This is a genomic window from Streptomyces sparsus, assembly GCF_054776295.1.
The window spans coordinates 1-3,497 of record NZ_BAAHCA010000513.1; the positions used below are offsets into that span (position 1 = coordinate 1).

The following is a 3,497-nucleotide window of genomic DNA, read 5'->3' on the forward strand; positions in this document are numbered from 1 at the left end:
CACCTGGCGTGCCGGCGCACCGCCCCGGCACGCCAGGGCGCCGCGGACGGTTCCGCACGTGCCGGAGGGACCGGAGCTCAACAGCGTCCGGCCCCTCCGGGGTGTTACGACAAGCGTCCTCAGCCGCGAAGGGCCTTGACCGCGACCTCCAGCCGCTTGCCGTAGTCCGCGTCCGCCTTGCGGAAGTTGTCGATCGCCCGCTCGGCGATGTCGTCCCGGGAGACCTTCGAGATGAAGCCCGCCAGGTTGTTGATCAGGCGCTCCTTCTCGTCCTCCGACATCAGCCGGTAGAGGTTGCCGGCCTGCACGAAGTCGTCGTCCTCGGAGTGCGCGGGCGCCTCCCAGTCACCGGTGTTGCCGGACACCGGCATGGGCTCCCACAGCGGACGGCCCGTCTCGGCGGGGCCACCGAAGCTGTTCGGCTCGTAGTTCTTCGCCCGGCCGTGGCGGCCGTCGTACATGAGCCCGTCCCGGCCGTGGCTGTTGGCCTCGGTGGCGTGCGGGCGGTTCACCGGCAGGTGGTCGGCGTTGATGCCGACCCGGTAGCGGTGGGCGTCACCGTAGGCGAAGAGCCGGCCCTGGAGCATCTTGTCCGGCGAGGGGCCGACGCCCGGCACGAAGTGGTGCGGGGAGAAGATCGACTGCTCGACCTCGGCGAAGATGTTCTCCGGGTTGCGGTTCAGCTCCAGCTTGCCGATCTCCATCGGCGGGTAGTCCGCGTGCGGCCACACCTTGGTGAGGTCGAACGGGTTGAAGCGGTAGTTCGCCGCCTCGGCCGCCGGCATGATCTGCACCTGCACGGTCCAGCTCGGGTAGTCGCCGCGCTCGATCGACTCGCGCAGGTCGCGCTGGTGGCTGTCCGGGTCCTTGCCCGCCAGCTCGTCCGCCGCGTCCTGGGTGAGGTTCTTGATGCCCTGGTCGGTCTTGAAGTGGTACTTGACCCAGAAGACCTCGCCGGCCTCGTTCGTCCACTGGAAGGTGTGCGAGCCGTAGCCGTTCATGTGGCGCAGCGTGGCGGGAATGCCGCGGTCGCCGAAGAGCCAGGTGACCTGGTGCGTCGACTCGGGCGAGAGGCCCCAGAAGTCCCAGACGTTGTCGGCCTCCTGCGACCCGGTGTAGGGGTCGCGCTTCTGGGTGTGGATGAAGTCGGGGAACTTGATGGCGTCCTTGATGAAGAACACCGGGGTGTTGTTGCCGACGAGGTCGTAGTTGCCCTCCTCGGTGTAGAACTTCAGCGCGAAGCCGCGCGGGTCACGCACCGCGTCCGCCGAGCCGAGGTTGCCGGCGACGGTGGAGAAGCGCAGGAACACCTCGGTCTGCTTGCCGACCTCGGAGAGGAACTTCGCCCGGGTGTAGCGCGACACGTCGGCGGTGAGGGTGAAGGTGCCGTAGGCGCCCGCCCCACGGGCGTGCACGATGCGCTCCGGGATGCGCTCGCGGTTGAAGTGCGCCAGCTTCTCCAGCAGCAGCTGGTCCTGGATCAGAACGGGGCCGCCGGCACCCGCGGTCTGGCTGTTCTGGTTGTCCGCGACCGGCGCGCCGGACTCCGTGGTCAATGGTCCGGTGATCTCGTTCTGAGCAGTCACTACGCCTCCTGCGCTCTGCGTCCTGTCCCTGGGCTTTCGCCGAGACCCGAGCTTACATTAGACTCTGTCCAAGTCAAGATAAATGTGAACCCCATACAGAGTCCGGCGTAGCGGCGGTCACTGCTAAACTGGGCTTTACCTGAACGATGGGTGGGATTGATGAGCGACCTGCTGGAACGGCTGCGCGAACGCGGTTGGCGGCTCACCGCACAGCGGAGGGTCGTGGCCGAGGTACTCAACGGCGACCACGTGCACTACACGGCCGACGAGGTGCACGCCCGCGCGACCGAACGCCTGCCGGAGATCGCCCGCGCCACCGTCTACAACACGCTCAGCGAGCTGGTCTCCATCGGTGAGGTCATCGAGGTGAGCACCGACGGCAGGGCCAAGCGGTACGACCCGAACGCCCACCACACCCACCAGCACCTGGTGTGCTCCCGCTGCGGCACCATGCGCGACGTGCACCCGTCGGAGGATCCGCTCGCGGCCCTGCCCGAGGGCGAACGCTTCGGGTTCCGCGTCTCCGAGGCGACGGTCACCTACCGCGGCATCTGCCCGGAGTGCGCCGACGCCTGACAACCACCCGCACCCACAGGAGAGGGCCCGGCGCAGTGAGCGCCGGGCCCTCTTCGCCGTCCCGCCCCACGAGCGGCACCGCCAGCGTGAGCGGCGGTCGGCCCGGCCCTCTCGGCCAGTTGCCGGAAGCAGGCGTCCCGGGCCGGGCCCTCGGGGACGCCAGGCGCCCTTCGGTTCGCCGATCGGACCGATCAGGTTCGGAGAAGCACCCGCGCCCGACCCCTGCCTACCGTGGGGCCAGTGATCCGGCGCGGCCCGTCACCGCCGACGCCGTCGCCGACCTCGACCCCGGGCCCGGGTGCCCAGCAGCCGCGCCCCTGCCCCAGGAGGCACGACATGACGCTCTCCCTCGACGCGATGGCCCTCGGTGTTCCCGAGGTGCGGACCGCGCAGGCCTTCTACGCCTCCACCTTCGCCCCCGGCGCCGACGACCGCGGCCGGCACGTCCTCCTCGACATGCACGGGACCGGACATCTCGCCCTGTACCCGGCCGAGGCCCTCGCCGCCGGGGCACGCGCCGACCCGGAACCCCCCACCTCCGGCTTCCGCAGTTATGTGCTGACCTTCATCGTCAACCAGCCCACCGAGGTGAGGAACGTGGTGGACGCCGCAGCCGAGGGCGGCGCGGAGGTCCTCAAACCCGCGAAGAAGTCACTGTTCGGCGCCTTCTCCGCGGTGTACCGGGCCCCGGACGGCGCCATCTGGAAGGTGGCGGCGCCCACCGGGAAGGACACGGGCCCCGCGGCCCACCCCGCGGTGCCGACCGAGACCGCGGCCCTGCTCGGTGTCGCCGACATGAAGGCCGCCAAGACCTTCTACGAGTCCCTCGGCATGAAGACCGACAAGGACTACAAGCACTACGCCGACTTCCACCCGAGCGCCGGCACGTGCAGGCTCGGCCTCATGCCGCGGCGGGCCCTCGCGAAGGACGCGGGCGTCGACGACGCCGCGGGCGGCGGCTTCCGCGCCGCGGTCCTGCACCACACGGCCGCGTCCCGCGAGGAGGTCGACGCGATCCTGACCGCGGCGACTGCCGCCGGCGGCCGGATCACCGTCCCGGCCGGCGAGACCGAGGACGGCCGCACCGGTCACTTCACGGATCTCGACGGCTTTCTCTGGAAGGTGACCGCCGCGTAGGCCTCCGGGCCCGCGTCCCGTCCGGGTCCGTGCGGTTCGCGGTCCGCCACCTGCGGCGTCGCGGCGCGCACGACGCGGACACGAGGCGGGGTGCACACGGACGAAGGCCCGGATCCGCTGACGGATCCGGGCCTTCGTTCTTGAGTAGCGGGGACAGGATTTGAACCTGCGACCTCTGGGTTATGAGCCCAGCGAGCT

The 3,497-nt window shown here is 70.2% G+C and carries 3 protein-coding genes; 2 read left to right on the forward strand and 1 reads right to left on the reverse strand.

The genetic code is table 11. The features are described from left to right. Nucleotides 1–119 precede the first annotated feature (119 nt). Nucleotides 120–1,586, reverse strand: coding sequence for a catalase (locus ACYVE9_RS19425; protein ID WP_461029160.1), 1,467 nt, complete (start codon nt 1,584–1,586; stop codon nt 120–122). 159 nt (nt 1,587–1,745) lie between these two features. On the opposite strand from ACYVE9_RS19425, the gene ACYVE9_RS19430 reads away from it, so the two are divergent. Both ACYVE9_RS19430 and ACYVE9_RS19435 read left to right on the forward strand, forming a co-directional pair. Beyond that, nucleotides 1,746–2,162: a Fur family transcriptional regulator gene (locus ACYVE9_RS19430; protein WP_461029161.1), complete on the forward strand. Its 417-nt coding sequence runs from the start codon at nt 1,746–1,748 to the stop codon at nt 2,160–2,162. 336 nt (nt 2,163–2,498) lie between these two features. Next, nucleotides 2,499–3,299: a VOC family protein gene (locus tag ACYVE9_RS19435; RefSeq protein ID WP_461029162.1), complete on the forward strand. Its 801-nt coding sequence runs from the start codon at nt 2,499–2,501 to the stop codon at nt 3,297–3,299. Nucleotides 3,300–3,497: the final 198 nt, after the last annotated feature.